The organism is Streptomyces sp. NBC_00637 (genome assembly GCF_045161545.1).
Taxonomy (GTDB): Bacteria; Actinomycetota; Actinomycetes; order Streptomycetales; family Streptomycetaceae; genus Streptomyces.
This window is the reverse complement of sequence record NZ_CP109046.1, coordinates 5,878,651-5,897,629: the sequence shown is the minus strand read 5'-3', so window position 1 is coordinate 5,897,629 and position 18,979 is coordinate 5,878,651. Positions and strand designations below refer to the sequence as shown.

General features: G+C 70.4%; 18 protein-coding genes. 7 read left to right on the top strand and 11 right to left on the bottom strand.

What is annotated here, in order from left to right; genetic code table 11:
* Positions 1-25: 25 nt before the first annotated feature.
* Together OG440_RS25845 and OG440_RS25840 are read right to left on the bottom strand one after the other, a co-directional pair.
* Positions 26-640 (bottom strand): LysE family translocator, encoded by a 615-nt coding sequence (locus OG440_RS25845; RefSeq protein WP_406009168.1) that lies wholly within the window; start codon positions 638-640, stop codon positions 26-28.
* Positions 637-1,434 (bottom strand): EI24 domain-containing protein, encoded by a 798-nt coding sequence (locus tag OG440_RS25840; protein WP_406009167.1) that lies wholly within the window; start codon positions 1,432-1,434, stop codon positions 637-639. Before OG440_RS25840 ends, OG440_RS25845 begins: the two co-directional genes overlap by 4 nt.
* Positions 1,435-1,706: 272 nt before the next feature.
* Between OG440_RS25840 and OG440_RS25835 the strand changes: the two genes are divergently transcribed.
* Positions 1,707-2,882, top strand: coding sequence for a serine hydrolase domain-containing protein (locus tag OG440_RS25835; RefSeq protein WP_406009166.1), 1,176 nt, complete (start codon positions 1,707-1,709; stop codon positions 2,880-2,882).
* Positions 2,883-3,003: 121 nt separating this feature from the next.
* Here OG440_RS25835 and OG440_RS25830 read toward each other — a convergent pair whose 3' ends face one another.
* Positions 3,004-4,023, bottom strand: a complete 1,020-nt coding sequence (locus OG440_RS25830; protein WP_406009165.1) for an NADP-dependent oxidoreductase — start codon at positions 4,021-4,023, stop codon at positions 3,004-3,006.
* Between the two features lie 96 nt (positions 4,024-4,119).
* Here OG440_RS25830 and OG440_RS25825 point away from each other — a divergent pair, with 96 nt between their 5' ends.
* Positions 4,120-4,572, top strand: coding sequence for a MarR family winged helix-turn-helix transcriptional regulator (locus tag OG440_RS25825; protein ID WP_406009164.1), 453 nt, complete (start codon positions 4,120-4,122; stop codon positions 4,570-4,572).
* Positions 4,573-4,841: 269 nt separating this feature from the next.
* Here the strand turns inward: OG440_RS25825 and OG440_RS25820 are convergent, their stop codons facing one another.
* Together OG440_RS25820 and OG440_RS25815 are read right to left on the bottom strand one after the other, a co-directional pair.
* Positions 4,842-5,636, bottom strand: coding sequence for a GntR family transcriptional regulator (locus tag OG440_RS25820; protein WP_406009163.1), 795 nt, complete (start codon positions 5,634-5,636; stop codon positions 4,842-4,844).
* A complete protein-coding gene (locus tag OG440_RS25815; protein WP_406009162.1) occupies positions 5,633-6,175 on the bottom strand; it encodes a GntR family transcriptional regulator in 543 nt (180 codons plus the stop codon). The genes OG440_RS25820 and OG440_RS25815 overlap by 4 nt, the downstream gene beginning before the upstream one ends.
* Positions 6,176-6,363: 188 nt before the next feature.
* Here OG440_RS25815 and OG440_RS25810 point away from each other — a divergent pair, with 188 nt between their 5' ends.
* Positions 6,364-6,765, top strand: coding sequence for an ATP-binding protein (locus tag OG440_RS25810; protein ID WP_406009161.1), 402 nt, complete (start codon positions 6,364-6,366; stop codon positions 6,763-6,765).
* Between the two features lie 40 nt (positions 6,766-6,805).
* On the opposite strand, the gene yjfF is transcribed toward OG440_RS25810, so the two are convergent.
* From yjfF to OG440_RS25780, 6 genes are all read right to left on the bottom strand, one after another.
* Complete coding sequence (yjfF, locus tag OG440_RS25805; RefSeq protein WP_406009160.1) at positions 6,806-7,828, bottom strand: galactofuranose ABC transporter, permease protein YjfF; 1,023 nt, start codon at positions 7,826-7,828, stop codon at positions 6,806-6,808.
* Positions 7,828-8,937 carry an ABC transporter permease gene (locus OG440_RS25800; RefSeq protein WP_406009159.1) on the bottom strand — a complete coding sequence of 370 codons (1,110 nt, stop codon included), beginning with the start codon at positions 8,935-8,937 and terminating at the stop codon, positions 7,828-7,830. The genes yjfF and OG440_RS25800 overlap by 1 nt, the downstream gene beginning before the upstream one ends.
* Positions 8,934-10,472 (bottom strand): sugar ABC transporter ATP-binding protein, encoded by a 1,539-nt coding sequence (locus OG440_RS25795; RefSeq protein ID WP_406009158.1) that lies wholly within the window; start codon positions 10,470-10,472, stop codon positions 8,934-8,936. The genes OG440_RS25800 and OG440_RS25795 overlap by 4 nt, the downstream gene beginning before the upstream one ends.
* Before the next feature lie 94 nt (positions 10,473-10,566).
* Positions 10,567-11,574 carry an ABC transporter substrate-binding protein gene (locus tag OG440_RS25790; RefSeq protein WP_406009157.1) on the bottom strand — a complete coding sequence of 336 codons (1,008 nt, stop codon included), beginning with the start codon at positions 11,572-11,574 and terminating at the stop codon, positions 10,567-10,569.
* Between the two features lie 135 nt (positions 11,575-11,709).
* Positions 11,710-12,756: a LacI family DNA-binding transcriptional regulator gene (locus OG440_RS25785; RefSeq protein WP_406009156.1), complete on the bottom strand. Its 1,047-nt coding sequence runs from the start codon at positions 12,754-12,756 to the stop codon at positions 11,710-11,712.
* A gap of 485 nt (positions 12,757-13,241) precedes the next feature.
* Positions 13,242-14,180: a hypothetical protein gene (locus OG440_RS25780; protein ID WP_406009155.1), complete on the bottom strand. Its 939-nt coding sequence runs from the start codon at positions 14,178-14,180 to the stop codon at positions 13,242-13,244.
* A gap of 255 nt (positions 14,181-14,435) precedes the next feature.
* On the opposite strand from OG440_RS25780, the gene OG440_RS25775 reads away from it, so the two are divergent.
* From OG440_RS25775 to chvE, 4 genes are all read left to right on the top strand, one after another.
* On the top strand, positions 14,436-15,596 hold the full coding sequence (locus OG440_RS25775; protein WP_406009154.1) for a mandelate racemase/muconate lactonizing enzyme family protein: 1,161 nt from the start codon (positions 14,436-14,438) through the stop codon (positions 15,594-15,596).
* Positions 15,593-16,597 carry a zinc-binding dehydrogenase gene (locus tag OG440_RS25770; RefSeq protein WP_406009153.1) on the top strand — a complete coding sequence of 335 codons (1,005 nt, stop codon included), beginning with the start codon at positions 15,593-15,595 and terminating at the stop codon, positions 16,595-16,597. Before OG440_RS25775 ends, OG440_RS25770 begins: the two co-directional genes overlap by 4 nt.
* 121 nt (positions 16,598-16,718) lie before the next feature.
* A complete protein-coding gene (locus OG440_RS25765) occupies positions 16,719-17,690 on the top strand; it encodes a hypothetical protein (protein ID WP_406009152.1) in 972 nt (323 codons plus the stop codon).
* Between the two features lie 151 nt (positions 17,691-17,841).
* Complete coding sequence (chvE, locus tag OG440_RS25760) at positions 17,842-18,951, top strand: multiple monosaccharide ABC transporter substrate-binding protein (protein WP_406009151.1); 1,110 nt, start codon at positions 17,842-17,844, stop codon at positions 18,949-18,951.
* Positions 18,952-18,979 lie beyond the last annotated feature (28 nt).

Below are 18,979 nucleotides of genomic sequence, written 5' to 3'. Positions count from 1 at the left end.
CGGGCCCCCGGCAGGACGTGACGGGTCAGTGCGAGGACGCCAGCGCCAGGCTGACGCCCAGGCCCGCCAGGACCGAGCCGATGACCTTGTTGAGGACCTTCTGGCCGCGCAGCATCAGCGTGCGCATGCGGTCGTGGGAGAAGAAGACGGCGACCACGCCGAACCACAGCAGATGCGCCAGCGCCATGAACAGGCCGTAGCCGACCTGCCGGCGGACCGGGGTGCCGGGGCTGACGACCTGGGAGAACGTGGAGACGACGAAGAGGGTCGTCTTCGGGTTGAGGACGTTGGTCAGGAACCCCGTGCGCAGGGCCGCGAGCGGGGTGAGTTCCGTTGTGCCGGTGAGGTCGACCTCGACCTCGCCCCGGGTGCGGAAGGTGCGGACGCCGACGTAGACCAGGTACGCGGCGCCGACCAGCTTGATGACCGTGAAGAGGAACGTGGACGACGCGATCAGCAGGCCCACGCCGAGCATCGTGTACGTCACGTGGACGAGGACGCCGGCGGCGACTCCGGCCGCCGCGAGCAGTCCCGTACGGCGGCCGTGGAGGTAGCTGTTGCGCACGATCATCGCGAAGTCGGCGCCGGGGGCGATGACGGCCAGCACCGTGATGAGGGCGACGGCGAGCAACTCGGTCACGGGGTGGCGTTCTCCTCTTTCGCGGTGCCGGCCGCGTCGCCCTCGTCGATCTCCTCGCCGAGCAGCTCACGGGCCAGCAGGGTGGCGCCGGCGACCGCGCCCGGCATCAGGAACACCGCGACGACCGGCACCAGGAAGGCCAGCCCCAGAGGGGTGCCGAATCCCCAGATCAGGGTCTTGCGGGAGCGGAGCAGGGCGAGCCGGGCCCGCAAATCCACGCCCCGGCGCTGGAGGGCGACGGAGGCGAGTTCCTCGGTGAGGAAGAAGCCGGTGACGAAGAAGCCGATCACCGGGACCACCGTCTGCCCGACCACCGGAACGAATCCGAGGGCGAACAGCAGCACGGCCCACAGCAGCGCGCGGCACAGGATGCGCAGGCTGTCCCGGGCGGAGATCCACACTTCGCGCCAGAGCGGCAGCCCGGACTCCGGGGCCGTGCCGTCGGGCGAGACGTCCCGGTCGACCTTCTCGGAGAGGCTCTCGTAGAACGGCTGCCCGATGAGCAGGGTGACCGCGGTGAAGGTGAGGACGGCGAGCAGCAGGCCGAGGGCGAAGAGCACGACGACGAGGAAGCCGCGGAACAGTCCGCGCCAGGGGCTCGTCCAGTCGTCGGCGAACGGCGTCGACCACCCGACGAAGTCCTCGCCCCACACCCCGAGCGCCACCAGGGTCGCCGCGTACAGGACAAGCGTGATCAGGCCGGGAACGAGCCCGAACCCGTACTGCTTGCCGTGCCGGGCCACCCACCGCTGGCCCTTCAGGAGGTACGTGAACCCCACCCCAAGATCGCGCATGGCCGCACTCTATCGGTCGTGCACATTTCACGGACCGGGGCCGTGCGCGGCCCGCCCGCGGCGGCCCTCGTGGGCCATCCGGGGCATCGGTGACACCAACACCGGCCCGACGCGGTTGAGTCGAACGGGTACACCTCGCCGTACCGATCCACAGAGGCAACGGTCTCGGCAGGTCCGGAGAGGTTCTTCGGTGCGACGGCGCGGTACGGGGCGAAGCCGTTCTCGATGGACCTGTCGGCACACGCGAGCAGTGGGCTGGTTGAGGAGAGCGGATGACTCGATTGACTGGGACGACGAGGGAGATCCACGGCACGGTCGCCGACGGATTCGAAGCGGTTCGGGAGGCGTTCGCCGCGTTCGTGGCGCGGGAGCGGCCCGACTACGAGGGCCAGTTGTGCGCCCATGTGCACGGCCGGCGGGTGGTCGATCTGTGGGTGCCCGGCGACGGCGCCGGCCCCGACTCGCTCTACGGCGTCCACTCGTCGACCCAGGGCGCCGCCCACCTGGTGGTCGCCCTCCTCGTCCAGGAGGGCACCCTGGAGCTGGACCGCAAAGTCACCTACTACTGGCCGGAGTTCGCGGCCGAGGGCAAGGGCGCGCTGACCCTGCGCGATCTGCTCGCGCACCGGGCCGGGGTGATCGGCACGGACACCGGGTTCTCCCCGCAGGAGCTGGCCGACGACCGGCAGATCGCCGAACGCCTGGCCGACCAGCGGCCGTTCTGGCGGCCCGGCACCGCCTTCGGCTACCACGCGCTGGTGATCGGGGCGCTCACCGGCGAGGTCGTACGGCGGGCCACCGGCCGTACGCTCCAGGAGGTCTACGAGGAGCGGGTGCGCGTCCCGTACGCGCTGGACTTCTTCCTGGGGCTGCCCGCGGCGCACGAGCCGCGGTTCCGCACCGCGCGGCCGATGGCGCCGACGGCCGAGCAGCGGGGGCTGCCGGACTCCCCGCCGGACGGGCCGCACACGCTCGCCGCCGTCGCCTTCAACCGGCACGCCGCCGAACCGACCGATGGGGAACTCCTGCCGAACGATCCCCTGATCCGGGCCCGGGGCCCGGCCTCGGTGGGCGGGGTGGCCTCGGCGCGCGGGCTGGCCGGGCTGTACGCGGCGGCGATCAGCGAGGTCGGCGGGAAGGCGCCGCTGCTGAAGGAGGACACGGCGGCGGAGTTCGGGCAGCTGCACTCGGTGGGCTACGACGTGGTGGCGCGCTCGCACCGGTCGTACGGGCTGGGCTTCCAGGCGACCGCCGACACCTGGCACCCGTTCCTCGGTGCGGGGGCGTTCGGGCACAGCGGGGCGGGCGGCTGCCAGGCCTTCGCGGATCCGCGCAGCGGGCTCGCGTACGGCTGCACGCGGCGCCGGTCCGCCTTCCCGGGCGGGTCCGCGCCGGAGAACGACCGGCTGGCTGCGGCGGTGCACAAAGCGGCGCTCGCCGCCGGCTGACGGCCCGGCCGGCGCGAGGGCGGGACGCGCGTACCGGCACGGGCGAGGGCCGCACCCCACGTCCAGGGGTGCGGCCCTCGCCTTGCGTGACGGCCGGTGCCGGGGTGTCCCGGACCGGGAGTCAGAGCTTGACGATCATCTTTCCGGTGTTGTCGCCGCGCAGCACCCCGAGGAACGCCTCCAGGTTGTTCTCGATGCCCTCGACGACCGTCTCGCGGTACTTCAGCTCGCCGGAGCGGACCCAGCCGCCGACCTCCCGGACGAACTCCGGCTGGAGGTCGTAGTGGTCGCCGACCAGGAAGCCCTCGATCCGGCCGCGGGTCGCGATGAGGCGGGCGAGGTTCTTCGGGCCGGGCGCGGCCTCGGTGTTGTTGTAGACCGAGATCATGCCGCAGACGACGATGCGGCCCTTCTCGTTGAGTGAGCCGATGGCCGCCTCGAGGTGGTCGCCGCCGACGTTGTCGAAGTAGACGTCGACACCGTCGGGAGCGGCATCGCGCAGCTGCGCGGCCACGGAGCCGTTCTTGTAGTTGAAGGCGGCGTCGAAGCCGTACTCCTCGACGAGCAGCTTGACCTTCTCGTCGGAGCCCGCCGAGCCGATGACCCGCGAGGCGCCCTTGAGCCTGGCGATCTGGCCGACCTGGCTGCCGACGGCGCCCGCCGCGCCCGACACGAAGACGGTGTCGCCCTCCTTGAGGGAGCCGGTGCGCAGCAGGCCCGCGTAGGCGGTGAGACCGGTCATCCCGAGGACGCCGAGGTAGGTGGACAGGGGTGCGGCCTCGGGGTCGACCTTGACGGCCTGCTTGGCGTCGAAGGTGGCGTACTCGCGCCAGCCGCCGAAGTGCAGGACGTGGTCGCCGACGGAGACGCCCTCGGCGGCGGAGGCGACGACCTCGCCGACCGCCCCGCCCTGCATGGCCTTGCCCAGCTCGAAGGGGGCGACGTACGACTTGGCCGCGCTCATTCGGCCGCGCATGTAGGGGTCGACGGAGACGTACGCGTTGCGGACCAGGACCTCGCCCGGGCCGGGCTGCCGGATCTCCGCCTCGGCCAGCTCGAAGTCCTCGGGCTTCGGCCAGCCGACGGGACGGCTGAGCAGACGCCATTCGCGGCTGGTGGTGGGGAGGGCCGACTCGGTCATGGGGGGCTGCCTTTCCTGCGTCGAAATGCTTCACTACCTGAAACAACCATGCTCCTGAATATTTCAGGATGTCAAGTAAAGGGGTACCCTGGAGCCATGCCCACCCCACATCCGGCCCCGCTCCCCGACGCCCTGACCATGGAGGTCGTCGGTCTGATCGGCGAGGTCGTGGCCCGCTACTACGAGGACTACGAGGAAGCGGCCGCGGGTCACGCCCTCACCGGCGCGCAGGCCCGGCTGCTCAGCCTGCTCTCGCTGGAGCCGCTGCCGATGCGGAAGCTGGCACAGAAGCTGAAGTGCGAACCGTCCAACGTGACCGGCATCGTCGACCGGCTGGAGTCCCGCGGGCTGGTCGAACGGCGCCCCGATCCGGCCGACCGCCGGGTGAAGCTGGCGGCGGCCACGGCCGAGGGCCGGAAGATCGCCAAGGGGCTGCGCGAGTCGCTGCGGTTCGCGCGGGAGCCGCTGGCGGGGCTGGCGGAGGAGGAGCGGGTGGCGCTGCGGGGGCTGCTGCGGCGGATGCTGGACACGCAGGACGACGGATCCTGACGGCGCACCCGGCCCGGCCCGACGACGGGTGACCGCAGCCGCTCGGCCGCGCCCGTGACGGCCGGGACCGGCCCGGTCGCCGGCTCAGTCGTCCTGGCCCGTGCTCCCGCCCGAGCGGGTCGTGCGGATCGCCGCACGGGTCGGTTCGCCTGCCGCGAGGGTCACCACCGCCACGGCACGGACCCGGCACGGGCCGCCCCGCGCCGCCCGTCACACGCAGGCACAGCCGCCGAGGACGAGCACCAGGACCCCCGTCAGCAGGAGCGCGATCATGCCTGCCCCGGACCTTCCGCCGTGAACTCGTACTGCAGTTCGTAGAGATGGCCCGCCTTCACCATCACGGTGACCTCGACGGGACGGTCGCCGTCACTGTGGACCATGCGCAGGGTACGCAGGACCGGCATGCCGCTGGTCAGCCGGAGGGCGTGGTACTGGGCCTGCGTGGGGACCCGGGCGGAGACCCGGTCCGTGCTGCGCCGCGGCGGGTGGCCGAGTTCGGTCAGCAGGGCGGGGGTGCCGCCCCTGATCCTGCGGCGCTCGGCCAGCGGCGTACCCCGGGCGATGTCCAGCGGGTAGTAGGACTCGACGAGTTCGGCGGGCTCGTCGTCGACGAGGAGTATCTGACCGCGGAGCAGCGCGAGGCCGTCCGCCGCGAGATCGAGGGCGGCGCGGACGTCGGCGGGCGGGTGGCCCTCGGCCACGTCGAGAAGCTGTATGCGGGCGTGCGTGCCGTGCTTGGCCGCCTCGGCGAGCCAGCGGTAGGGCGCTCCGGGGCTGCCCGGCCGCATCAGGGCGGCGGGCCGGACGGTGCGCTGGCGGTGCTCGCGGACGGTGACGGCGGCGCCCGCCCTGCCGACCACCAGGCGCTCCTCCTTGAGCAGCTGGAGGGCCTTCTGGACCGTGGCGCTCGACGCCTCGAAGCGTTCCTTGAGCCGGGCGGTGGTGGGCAGGTTGGCGCCGGGGGCGAGCTCACCGCTCATGATGTCGTCGCGCAGATCGGCCGCGATCCGCTCGTGCAGGGAGCGGCGGTCGACGGCTTCCGGGTCTGCCTTGGGCACGGTCATCCGATCCTGATCTGGTAGCGCAGCCTCTGCCGTAGGGCAGGCATCACCATACGGTCGACCTGGATCGGCCGGTCGGCGTGGTCCAGCGTGAGCCGGACGAGCCGCAGGACCGGTTCCTCGGGGGCGGTCCGCAGGGCCAGGCGCTCCTCCTCGTCCGGCATCCCGGCCGTCACGTCCTCCCGCACGAGGACGCCGACGTGACCGAGCTCGGCGAGCAGGGTGAGGGCGCCGCCGGGGATCTTGGCGGTGCCGGCGAGACGGGTGCCCGCGGCTATGGCCGTCGGGTAGTAGGTGTCGGTCAGCTCGCTGGGTTCCTCGTCGAGGAGGATCAGCCGCCGGCGTACGACGACCGGCTCCCCCTCGGGGACGCCGAGCAGCGCCGCCACGCCGGCGGGGGCGGGCACCTCACCGGCGTGCAGGATGCGCTGGGTACCGCGCCGCCCCTGTGCCGCGGCCTCGGCCGCCCAGGCGTCGCCCTGCCCGGTGCCCCGTGGCGTCAGATACGGCAACGACGTGCTGACCCATCCGCTCGCACCCACGACTCCTCCTACGGCCGACCGTTCTTTCGACCCTGCCGCCCTACACGGTAGGCGACTTGACTCATCGGCCAACCGCCACCCTCAGCCACCCTCAGCCACCCTCAGCCACCCTTCACTGCCTTGTTACCTTTCGCGAATAACAGTAAGGTTTCGCCGCAGGACGCCCCAGAACCACCGGAGGTGCCCCCGTGCCCCTGTCACGGCAACGTCGTTTCCCCCGCTCGCGCGCCTCCGTGCGGGCCGCCCGGATCTTCGTCCACCAGGTGCTGAGCGCCTGGGACTGCGTCGACCGGCTGGACGACATAGAGCTGTGCGTGTCGGAACTCGCCACGAACGCCCTGCTGCACGGGGTGCCCCCCGGCAGGCAGTACTGCGTGACCCTCACCCTCGACGGCCCCCTGGTCCGCCTCGCCGTACGCGACACCGGCGACCACCCCGTGCCCGCGCAGCCGCCGGGCCCCGACGCCTGCTCGGGCCGGGGCCTCTTCCTGGCCCGGGAACTGGCGGACGACCTGGGCATCACCGAACATCGCGTCGGCAAGACGGTGTGGGTGACCTTCAAGACGGAGAGGCGGCCCGCGGCCCCCTGACGACGGCGCCCGGCCCCGGGGCCGGGTCCGTCCCCTCGGCTCAGGCCTTCTTACGCGTCGTCATGAAGCGCTGGACCAGGATGAACGCGCACAGCAGCACCCCGGTGGCGATCTTCGTCCACCAGGAGCTGAGCGTGCCCTCGAACTGGATGATGCTCTTGATCAGGCCCAGCACCAGCACGCCGAACACGGTGCCGAGCACGTATCCGGAGCCACCCGTGAGCAGGGTGCCGCCGATGACGACCGCGGCGATCGCGTCGAGTTCCATACCGGTGGCGTGCAGCGGGTCACCGGACTGGATGTACAGGGTGAAGAGCAGTCCGGCCAGCGCCGAGCAGAACCCGCTCACGGTGTACACGGCGATCTTCGTGCCGCCCTGCGGGAGACCCATCAGCATGGCCGACTGCTCGTTGCCGCCGATGGCGTACACCCGGCGTCCGAAGCGGGTGTAGTGCAGGACGTAGAACGCCACGGCGAGGACGACCAGCGAGACGATCGCGCCGATCGACAGGAAGCCCATCCCCAGCGACACCTGTGCCTGGGCCATGCTGCTCACCTGGGAGTCGCCGATGGAGATCGACTCCTTGCTGATGACCAGGCACAGGCCGCGGAAGAGGAACAGGCCGGCGAGCGTCACGATGAACGGCTGGATCTCGAAGTTGTGGATCACGTAGCCCATCAGGAAACCGCCGAGCGCGCCCACGCCCAGCGCCATGGGGATCACCAGCAGCAGGGGCAGCCCCTGGCGCTCCACCAGCCAGGCCGTGAACATCGTCGTGAAGCCGATCATCGAGCCGACGGACAGGTCGATGCCGCCGGACAGGATGACGAAGGTGACACCGACCGCGGCGACCAGCAGATAGCCGTTGTCGATGAACAGGTTCAGGAAGACCTGCGGCTCGCCGAACCCGTAGTTCTGGTAGCGGCTCAGGCCCACGCCGTACATCAGCAGGAAGAGCAGGGCCGTCACGGCGACGGGCAGGCGCCGGTCGCCGAGCAGCCGCGCGGCCGTGGACGGGGTACGGATGTCGGAGGCCGTGGGGCTCTGGGTGGTCGCGCTCATCACGACACCTCCATCTTGGGGGCGGCCTCGGACGCCGCGGCGGGGTCCGCCGGGGCCGCGGCCTGCTTGCCGCTTCCCTTCGCGCCGGATCCGGCGCCGAACCTGGCGCCGAACACCTTGGCGCGGAACTTCGGGGACTGGAGCAGGCAGACGACGATGACGACGGCGGCCTTGAAGACCAGGTTGGTCTGGGTGGGCACGCCGATGGTGTAGATCGTGGTGGTCAGGGTCTGGATGACGAGGGCGCCGACCACCGTGCCGCCGACGGAGAACCGGCCGCCCAGCAGCGAGGTGCCGCCGATCACCACGGCGAGGATCGCGTCGAGTTCGATCCACAGACCGGCGTTGTTGCCGTCCGCGGCCGAGGTGTTGGAGCTGATCATCAGGCCCGCGATGCCCGCGCAGAGCGCGCAGAACGCGTACACCATGATCTTGATGCGGCGGGACCTGATGCCCACCAGACGGCTGGCCTCGGCGTTGCCGCCGACCGCCTCGACCAGCAGGCCGAGGGCCGTGCGACGGGTCAGCACGACGGTGACGGCCACGACCACGGCCACCACGAAGATGGAGAACGGCAGGGTCAGCCAGTAGCCGCCGCCGATCAGCTTGTACGGCTCGCTGTTGATGGTGATGATCTGGCCGTCGGTGATCAGCTGGGCGACGCCGCGCCCGGCGACCATGATGATCAGGGTGGCGATGATCGGCTGGATGCCCATCCTGGCGACCAGGAAGCCGTTCCACAGACCGCAGACCACCGCGGCCAGCAGGCCCAGGCCCATGGCCAGCAGCACCCCGGACAGGGCGCCCTGGTCGTGCTGGTCGCTGATGTACGAGCAGGCCAGTGCTCCGGTGATGGCGACGACGGCGCCGACGGAGAGGTCGATGCCGCCGGTGGCGATGACCAGCGTCATGCCGACCGCGACCAGGATGAGGGGCGATCCGAACAGCACGATCGAGACGAGACTGCCGTAGAGGTGGCCGTCCGCCATCTTGATCGAGAAGAAGTCGGGGGTGAAGGGAACGTTGACGAGCAGCAGGAGGACCAGGACCGCTACCGGCCAGAACAGGTTGTGGTGGGTCAGCGCCCGCCATCGGGAAGAGGTGGTCACTGGTGCTCTCCGCTCGCGATGGTCTCGAGGATCCGGCTCGTGGTGATCTCGGGCCCGTTGGCGATCTGCGCCACCAGCCGGCGGTCGCGCAGCACTCCGATGGTGTGGCTGAGCCGGAGTACCTCCTCCAGCTCTGCCGCGATGTACAGCACCGACATGCCGTCCTCGGACAGGGAGACGACGAGCTTCTGGATCTCCGCCTTGGCTCCGATGTCGATACCGCGGGTCGGCTCGTCCAGGATCAGCAGCTTCGGCTGGGTGATGAGCCAGCGGGCCAGCAGCACCTTCTGCTGGTTGCCGCCGCTGAGCTGACCCACCCTGGCCTCGGGGTTGGCGGGGCGGATGTCCAGCGCCTTGATGTACTTGGCGACGAGTTCGTCGCGCTGGGCGACCGGGATGGGGCGGGTCCAGCCGCGCGCGGCCTGGAGGGCCAGGATGATGTTCTCCCGCACCGTCAGGTCGGGCACCAGGCCCTCGCTCTTGCGGTTCTCGGAGCAGAAGGCGACACCGGCGCCGATCGCGTCGTTCGGGGCGCTCATCGAGACCTGCTTGCCTTCGATGGTCACCTTGCCGGCGTCCGGCTGGTCGGCGCCGAAGAGCAGCCGGGCGAGTTCGGTACGGCCCGATCCGAGCAGTCCGGCGAGCCCGATCACCTCGCCCTTCTTGATCTCCATGTCGAACGGGGCGATGCCGCCGGTCCTGCCGAGGCCGTCCGCCACGAGCAGGGTCTCGCCCGCGTCGGAGTGCAGCTGGTGTTCGTGGAGCTCGTCGAGCTGGCCCATGGCCTTGCCGAGCATCAGCTGGACGAGCCCGACCTGGTCGAGGTCGCGCACCATGTGCTCACCGACGAGGGTGCCGTTGCGCAGGACGGTCATCCGGTCGCAGACCTCGTAGATCTGGTCCAGGAAGTGCGAGACGAACAGGATCGCGACGCCCTCGTCCTTCAATCGCCGCATCAGCGCGAAGAGTTGGAGGACCTCGTCGCGGTCGAGGCTGGAGGTCGGCTCGTCGAGGATCAGCACCTTGGTGCCCGGTCCCTCGCCGCCGGCGTCGCCCGTGCCCAACGACCGGACGATCGCGACCAGTTGCTGCACGGCCAGCGGGTACGAGGACAGCGGGGCGGTGACGTCGATGTCGAGTCCGAGCCGGTCCACCAGCTCCGCCGCCTGCCGGCGCAGCTGCTTCCACTGGATGCGGCCCATCCGGGTCGGTTCCCGGCCGATGAAGATGTTCTCCGCCACCGACAGGTTGGGGCAGAGGTTGACCTCCTGGTAGACGGTGCTGATGCCGGCCTGCTGGGCCTCCAGCGGGCTGGCGATCCGCACCGCCGTGCCGTCCAGCGTGATCGTGCCGCCGTCGAGGGAGTGGACCCCCGTGAGCACCTTGATCAGGGTGGACTTGCCCGCGCCGTTCTCACCCATCAGGGCGTGGATCTCGCCGGGGAAGAGCCGGAAGTCGACGTCCGACAGAGCCCGTACCCCCGGGAACTCCTTGACTATGCCCGTCATTTCCAGGACGGGCCGTGGCTCTGCCATGGCAGCGCTCCTCTTGAGATTCGTTCAGGCCCGCAGGGAGCCCCGGGACCGACGGCTCGGCCGTCCGGGGGCTCCCTGCCGGTGGGTGCGTCGGTCAGTACTTGCGGCTCGGGAGCGCGGCCGCGGCCTGGTCCTGCATGAAGTCGCCCTCCTTGGTCTTGATCCAGCGCTCGACCGTCTCGCCGTTCTTGACCTTCTTGACGACGTCCATCAGCTGCGGGCCGAGCAGCGGGTTGCACTCGACGATGGCGTTGATCTTGCCCTCGGACATGGCCACGAAGCCGTCCTTCACGCCGTCGATCGAGACGATCAGGATGTCCTTGCCGGGCTTCTTGCCGGCCGCCTCGATGGACTGGATGGCGCCGATGGCCATGTCGTCGTTGTGCGCGAAGAGGACGTTGATGTCCGGGTTGGACTGGAGGAAGGCGGCCATGACCTGCTTGCCGCCGGCGCGGGTGAAGTCACCGGTCTGGCTGACGACGACCTTCCAGTCGTCCTTGTGCTCCGCGTCCATGATCTCCTTGAAGCCCTTGGCACGCTCGATCGCCGGGGCGGCGCCGGTGGTGCCCTCCAACTGGGCTATCTTCACGGCGCCCTTGAGGCCGGCCTTGGCGATGACCTTCTCGAGGATCTTGGCGGCGCGGCGGCCCTCGTCGGTGAAGTCGGAGCCGACCAGGGTGACGTACAGGGACTCGTCGGAGGTCTCGACGGAGCGGTCGGTGAGGACCACCGGGATCTTCTTGGCCTTGGCCTCCTTCAGCACCGCGTCCCAGCCGGTGACGACCACCGGGGAGAAGGCGATGACGTCCACGCCCTGGGTGATGTAGCTGCGGATCGCGGAGATCTGGTTCTCCTGCTTCTGCTGCGCGTCGGAGAACTTGAGGGTGTATCCGGCCTCCTTGGCCGCGGCCTTCACCGAGTCGGTGTTGGCGCTGCGCCAGCCGCTCTCCGAGCCGACCTGGGAGAAGCCGAGGGTGATCGCCTTGCCGCCGTCCCCGGAGGAGCTGCTGGACGCGCTGTCGTCCTCCTTGGCGCAGGCCGCCAGGCCACCCGCCGCCGCCACGCCGACCGCCGCGGTGAGGAAGTTCCTTCTGCTGAGCATGTTCTTCTCCTTTGAAGAAGCCGGTCCGGGGATGGACCTGCTGGTACTCGACGGACCGGCCGCACTGCGTCCAGCCTGTCGATCATTGTTCGGTATTTCGGCCACACTGCTGGTCAGGAGGGTCCGACGGAGTCGTCAGAGGGGAACGCCCTCCGGCTGAGCGGCGCTCGGGAAAGTACTTGCGCGTACCACGAGTTGGGGTTCGATCGCGATCCGGGGCGAGCCGACGGCCGGCCGGCCCTCGATCTCTTCCAGGAGCAGCGCGATGCCCCGCTGTCCCACCGCCGCGAAGTCCTGCCGGACGGTGGTGAGCGGCGGAGCGAAGAACTCCGCCTCCGGGATGTCGTCGAAGCCGACCACCGCGACGTCCTGCGGAGTCCGGACCCCCGCCTCCCGCAGGGCCCGCAACACCCCCAGCGCCATCTGGTCGTTGGCGACGAAGACGGCGGTCAGTCCTCGGCCCACCCAGCCGGCCAGTTCCTGGCCCGCCTGGTAGCCCGACAGCGGACTCCAGTCCCCCCGCAGCAGCATGGGCGGCTCGACGCCCGCCGCTTCGAGGGTCGCCCGCCAGCCGGCGGCCCGGTCGGCCGCCTCCTGCCAGTCCTCGGGTCCGGCGAGGTGCCAGACCGTGCGGTGGCCGGCGGCCAGCAGGTGGCCGGTCGCCAGCCGCGCCCCCAGGTGCTGATCCACCCCGACGCGGGGGATGTCCATGCCCGGCTCGCCGCCCACGACCACCACCGGGAAGGGGTGGCGCAGTTCGGCCAGCGCGTCCACCGCCGACCGCTGCGGGGCGATCGCGACCACTCCCTCCACCCCGCCCTCACTGAGGTGGTCCAGGGCTTCGGAGAGCTTGTCCATGGTCAGTTCGCGCAGGCTGACCGTGGAGACGAGGTATCCCTCGGCCCGCGCCGCCTCCTCGAGCGCGAACAGTGTGCTGGCCGGCCCGTAGAGGGTGGTGTCGGAGGCGACCACGCCGAGCGTCCGGGTGCGCCGGGTGGCCAGGGCCCGGGCGGAGAAGTTACGGCGGTAGCCCATCTCCTCGATCGCCCGCAGCACCCTGGCCCGTGTCTCGTCCCGCACGTTGGGGTGCTCCCCCAGCACGCGGGAGACGGTCTGGTGGGACACGCCGGCCTGGCGTGCCACGTCGGCCATGGTGGGCGGTCGGAGCCGGGTGTGGGTCACGGCCGCACCTCCTTGGCGTTCGTCTGCCGATAAGTCCTGTGGTGTGGGCGGATGGTTCCGCGCCACCGGCTTCACTGCGGGATCCCGGCAGGCCCGACGACACCGGTGGGAACCGCGAGTTGGGACGCTGCGGGCACGACCCTCGTACCTCCCCGTGCTGACGTCGTCGCCGACGAGTGAATGCGGAGGTCATTGTGAGCGCTAACAATTCACGGTGGTCAAGGGGAGTTGCACAGGTAGCTCGTCACGGTTCCATAACGCGCCACTCGGGGAAGACGCATAAGCCCTGGTCACAGGCCGGAAAGGTGACCGGGGCCGCGCAGCGGGCAGCGGCCCGGCGACGGGGCCCGTGGCCGGAACACGCCCACCCCGCGTCACCGCACACCGATTTCGGCCCCGCCCGGGCGTCCGGCTCGTCGCCCTGGACGGCCCACATGCCGGTCACCGGCCTCGGCCGGCCGGGCGGCGGCCCTTCGGTCGAAGCTCTAGGAGCACCACCACAGGAAGCGCGTGCACGACCCCGAGGGCGACGGGTCCGGGGAGGCGTCCGGCGCCGACGGGTCGGCGGTCGGGGTGGAGCCCGAGCCCTGGTCCGCGTCCGACGGGGTCGATCCGGAGGTCGACCCGGGGGAACCGGGGAGGGGGGCCGACTGGGCTTCCTTGCCCGGGCTCGGCGTGGCGCTCGCGTCCTCGGCGGACTCCGACGCCGACGGCGAGGCGGAGGGGCTCGGGGAGGCCGATGCCCGGTCCCCGCCGGTGCCGGTCCGGTCGTCCAGGGGCTGCGCGGACGCGCTCGGCTCCGACGACGAGCCGTCGACCTCGGATGCTTCCCCGCCGGCCGCCGCCGGGTTGCCCGGCGAGTTGAACCCCGGTGCGTCCACGCCGAGTTCGGCCAGGCTCAGGCCGCCGGCCGCGAGGGCGAAGCCTACGGTGATCAGGACGATGCGCTTGCGGCGCCGGCGGTGGGCCGAGGCCTTGCGGTCGCGGCGGCTCGCGTCCGGCGCGGCGCCCGCGCCCTGGGGGCCGCGCCGATCGCCCCGGCCCTGCTCACGGCGGCGCGCGGCCCGGCCCTGCGGCTCGCCGCCCTCGCCCTCGCGACCTTCGTGACCTTCGTGGCCTTCCTGGTCTCCATGGGCGTCCGGGTCGCCGTCGGCGCCGCTGCCGCCTCGGTCGTCGTGCGTGCCGTGCTCGCCCCGGTCGCCGTACCCGCCGCGGCCCCCGTCGGCGCCGTGACCGTCCCGGTCGTCGTGCGCGCCGGGACCGTCGGGGAAACCGGGCGGCCGGTGCGCCGACGCGTCCTGCGGATACGGCTCCGACCCGGGCGGGGCGGGCGGATACGCGCGTAGCTGTGGAGCAGGTGCGCCGCACCCCGGGCAGGCGAGGGCGCCGTTGAGGTGCCGTCGGCACGGGTGGCAGTAGTCCATGACGCGGGAAGACTAAGTTCCCGGACAGGCGCGATCCCGGGTTCGCCTGTGAAAGTTGTGTGGGAACCGGCCATACCGGCGCGACCCTTCGAGTGACCTGGGCCACATCGCTACGGACCAAGTTTCGAAAGGAGTACCGAAACTATCGATACCGTTAGCTGTTCGACCCATTGACACTCGGCGCGCACCATCCTTACTGTCTGCCCAGCATTTCGAACGAGTGACGAAATCTCGAACAGCCGAAGGGTAACTTCCGTGCGCATCACCGGAATCAGCACGCACGTGGTCGGGACGCCGTGGCGCAACCTGACCTACGTCCTGGTGCACACCGACGACGGCATCACGGGTGTCGGAGAGACTCGCATGCTGGGTCACACCGACGCGCTGATCGGGTATCTGAAGGAGGCCGAGGCCAACCACATTCTCGGTTCCGACCCATTCGCTGTCGAGGACCTCGTACGCCGCATGAAGTTCGGCGACTACGGACGCGCCGGCGAGATCGTGATGTCGGGCATCGCCGTCATCGAGATGGCCTGCTGGGACATCAAGGGCAAGGCCCTGGGCGTGCCCGTCTGGCAGCTTCTCGGCGGCAAGGTCACCGACAAGGTCAAGGCCTACGCGAACGGCTGGTACACCACCGAGCGGACCCCGGAGGCCTACCACAAGGCCGCCCAGGGGGTCATGGAACGCGGCTACAAGGCGCTCAAGATCGACCCCTTCGGCACCGGGCACTTCGAGCTGGACCACCAGCAGACCCTGTACGCGGTCTCCCTCATCGAAGCCGTGCGCGACGCCATCGGGCCGGACGCCGAGCTGATGCTGGAGATGCACGGCCGCTTCTCCCCCTCCACCGCCGTCCGGCTCGCGAACGAGCTCGCGCCCTTCAAGCCCGCGTGGCTGGAGGAGCCGTGCCCGCCCGAGAACTTGAAGGCCCTCGAGAAGGTCGCGGCGAAGGTCGACATCCCCGTCGCCACCGGTGAGCGCATCCACGACCGGATCGAGTTCCGTGAGCTCTTCGAGAGCCAGGCCGTGGACATCATCCAGCCGGACGTCGGCCACATCGGCGGTATCTGGGAGACCAGGAAGCTGGCCGCCACCGCCGAGACGCACTACATGCTCGTGGCCCCGCACAACGTCGGCGGCCCGGTCCTCACCGCGGCTTCCCTCCAGGTCGGGTTCACCGCCCCGAACTTCAAGATCCTCGAGCACTTCAACGACTTCGCCGACTCGGAGATCAAGAAGGTCGTCAAGGGGGCTCCCCAGGTCGTCGACGGCTACTTCCACCTCTCGGACGCGCCCGGTCTCGGTGTCGAGCTGGACGTGGACGCCGCCGCCGAGTTCCCTCAGCAGCAGGCCCGTTTCGATCTCTGGGCCGAGGGCTGGGAGCAGCGTAAGCCGAAGGGCAGCACCAAGTGAGCAAAGCCGTCATCGTCGACGCGCCGGGCGAGCACCGGCTCGTCCCGCACGAGCCGCGGCGGCCGGAACCCGGCGAGGCGCTCGTCCGCGTCCACGCCACCGGCATCTGCGGCAGCGACCGCGAGGTGTACCAGGGCAACCGGCCCGAGGGGTACGTCCGCTACCCGCTGACCCCGGGCCACGAGTGGTCCGGGACGGTGGAGACGGTCGGCGCCGGGGTTCCCGCGTCGCTCGTCGGCCGCAAAGTCGTCGGTGAGGGCTTCCGCAACTGCCAGGTCTGCGACCGCTGTCACGCGGGCGAGACGACGCTGTGCACGGACGGGTACGAGGAGACCGGCTTCACCCAGCCGGGGGCCATGGCCGCCACCCTCACCCTTCCGGCCCGGCTGCTGCACGTCCTGCCGGACGACGCCGACCTCACCGCCGCCGCCCTGCTGGAGCCGGCCGCCTGCATCGCGGCCGCCGCGATCAAGGCGCAGGCGCTGCCGGGCGAGAGGGTGGCCGTGGTCGGCACCGGGACGCTGGGCATGTTCGCCGTGCAGTTCCTGAAGGCGGGCTCACCCTCGGAGCTGTTGGTCGTGGGCACCCGCAACGACCGGGAGGCTCTCTCCCGGCAGTTCGGGGCCACCGACTTCCGCACGAAGGACGAGGAGCTCCCGGACGACTTCGACGTCGTCATCGAGACCGCCGGGTCCGCGTCCGCCGCGCGGACCGCCGCCTCGCTGCTGCGGCGCGGTGGCCGGCTGGTCCTCACCGGTATCCCCGCGGCGGGCGCCGACGGGCTCGACCCGACGGACCTGGTCGTACGGCAGCTGGAGGTGCACACCGTCTTCGGGGCACCGCCGGACGCCTGGTCGCACACCGTGCGGGTGTTCGGTGCCGGGCTGCTGGACCCGCTGCCGCTGGTCACGCACGAACTGCCGCTCGCCGAGTTCTCCGCGGCCATCGACCTGGTGGGATCGGGCGATCCGAAGGTGGGCAAGGTGCTGCTCAAGCCGTAGTCCCCCTGAGACGTACGCCGGTGCGGAGGCTACCTGACCGCCCCCGCACCGGCGTACACCCACACTCCGCACGACCTGAGCCGCGAACCTTGACCGAAATATCGAACACGAAGGACGGCATGTGACCACCGACGCTTCCGCCACGGCAGCCCGTCGACCCGGTGAGCAGGCGCTCGCCGCGCTCGGACTGGGCGCGCCCGCCCTCGACCCCGCCGACGCTTCCGCGCACTCCTTCCCGGGCGGCGGTCGCTGGCGCACCGAGGTCCCTTCCTGCGAGGGTCCCGAAGCGCTGGCCGTCATCCTCAAGGAGGCCTCGCGCCTCGACGTGCCGATCCACCGGATCAGCCAGGGCAGCGGCGTGTGGATGCTGACCGACGCCGAGATCACCGAGATGGTCGACGCCACCGGCGAGCGTGACATCGAGCTCTGCCTTTTCACCGGCCCGCGCGGCACCTGGGACATCGGCGGCTCGACCCGGACCGACTCCCGGGGCGGCGGGCTGCGCGCCCGCGGTCACGACGCCGTCGCCGGATGCGTCGAGGACGCCGTCCGGGCGACGGAACTGGGCGTCAAGTGCCTGCTCGTCGCCGACGAGGGCGTGCTGTGGACGCTCCACCGCGCCCGTACGGCCGGCATCATCCCGGCCGACACCACGCTGAAGGTGTCGGCGCTCATCGGCCCCGTCAACCCGGCGGCGTACGCGGTGTACGAGCAGCTCGGCGGCGACTCGATCAACGTGCCCAGCGACCTCACGCTGGACCACCTCACCGAGATCCGCCGGGTGTCCGGCGCCCCCATGGACATGTACATCGAGGCCCCCGACGATCTCGGCGGTTACATCCGGATGTACGAGGTCGCCGAGCTGATCCGACGCGGCGCACCGCTCTACCTGAAGTTCGGCCTGTCCAAGGCCCCGGGGATCTACCCCTACGGCCATCACCTGCGGGATCTGGCCCTCTCCACCGCCCGGGAACGGGTGCGTCGCGGACGGCTCGCCCTCGACCTCCTCGCCCGTCACGGCGCGGACGGCGACATGGCACCGCTGGGCTCGCGCCTGCCGGGCGAACTGAAGCGGTTTGACATCCAGTCATAACGTTCCGGAAACCCCGCTTCACAGAAGCCGACACAGGCGCGCAGAATCCCACACACCGTTTCTCTACTTCTTCTCCTCTTCCCAGCGTCGCTCCGGGAGCGTCCGCAGCACCGCGACACCGATCCCTGCACACACATCAAGGATGATGATCATGCGCAACCGTAGAGTCTCCCTCGCCGCCATAGCCGGAGCCGCCTCCCTCGCCCTGACCCTGTCCGCCTGCGGCCAGAGCAGCGACGGCGGCAGCAAGGACGAGGGTTCGGACAGCGCCAAGGGCGGGACCATCGGTATCGCGATGCCGACGAAGTCCTCCGAGCGCTGGATCTCCGACGGCGCCAACGTCGTCAAGGACCTCGAGGCCAAGGGCTACAAGACCAAGCTGGTCTACGGCGAGGACGACCCCGACCAGCAGGTCTCGCAGATCGAGAACCTGATCACGCAGGGTGTCAAGGCGCTGATCGTCGCGGCGATCGACAACAAGTCGCTGAACAACGTGCTCCAGCAGGCCGCCGACGCCAAGATCCCGGTCATCTCCTACGACCGCCTGATCCTCGGCACGAAGAACGTCGACTACTACGCGTCCTTCGACAACACCAAGGTCGGCGAGCTCCAGGCGAACTACATCGTCGACAAGCTCGGCCTGAAGAGCGGCAAGGGCCCGTTCAACATCGAGCTCTTCGCCGGCTCCAACGACGACAACAACACCAAGTACTTCTTCAACGGTGCGATGAGCGTGCTCCAGCCGTACATCGACAGCAAGAAGCTCGTCGTCCAGTCCGGCCAGACCGGCCTCACCCAGGTCACCACCCTGCGCTGGGACGGCGCGACCGCGCAGAAGCGCATGGACGACATCCTCACCAAGTCGTACGGCAGCAAGAAGGTCGACGCGGTCCTCTCGCCGTACGACGGCATCTCCATCGGCATCCTGTCGGCGCTGAAGTCGGACGACTACGGCTCCGCGAGCAAGCCGCTGCCGGTCCTCACCGGCCAGGACGCCGAGCTGGCCTCGGTGAAGTCGATCATCGCGGGCGGTCAGACCCAGACCGTCTACAAGGACCTGCGCGAGCTGGCCAAGGTCGCCACGACCATGGTCGACGACGTCCTCAACGACAAGAAGCCCGAGACGAACGACACCAAGACCTACGACAACGGCACCAAGGTCGTTCCCGCCTACCTGCTCCAGCCGGTGAGCGTGGACAAGACCAACTACGAGAAGGTCCTCGTCGAGGGCGGCTACTACACGGCCGACCAGCTCAAGTAAGCGTCGACCCTCAAGGATTGGAAGGCAC